The organism is Chromobacterium alkanivorans (genome assembly GCF_016937655.1).
In the GTDB taxonomy this organism is placed as follows: domain Bacteria; phylum Pseudomonadota; class Gammaproteobacteria; order Burkholderiales; family Chromobacteriaceae; genus Chromobacterium; species Chromobacterium alkanivorans.
Map to the genome: position 1 here is coordinate 1 of NZ_JAFHKL010000055.1, position 347 is coordinate 347.

The window sequence follows — 347 nt, forward strand, 5'->3', positions numbered from 1 at the left end:
GCAGGGCAGCGTGCAGCAAATCTTCGACGCGCCGCAGGACGCCTACACCAAGGCGCTGCTGGCCTGCCGGCCGCACCTGGACCGTCGCCCGCAGCGGCTGGCGGTGATCGACGACTTCCTGCAACCGGGCGGCTATGTGGAGCCGCCGCAGCGCGAGCGCGGCTACCGGGCGGACGACGAAATCATCCTGGACGTGCGCGGACTCTGCAAATCCTTCGACGTGCGCGAAGGCCTGTTCGGCAAGCGCCAGTTCCACGCGGTCAAGGACGTGTCCTTCAAGCTGGCCAAGGGCAAGACCCTGGGCATCGTCGGCGAATCCGGTTCCGGCAAGACCACCGTCGGGCAAG

Annotated in this window: 1 protein-coding gene; it reads left to right on the forward strand. The window is 68.0% G+C overall.

Translation table 11 applies throughout. The features are described 5' to 3' along the window. A partial coding sequence (locus JW897_RS24180) for an ATP-binding cassette domain-containing protein (protein ID WP_205467943.1) occupies positions 1–347 on the forward strand: 347 nt, incomplete at both ends.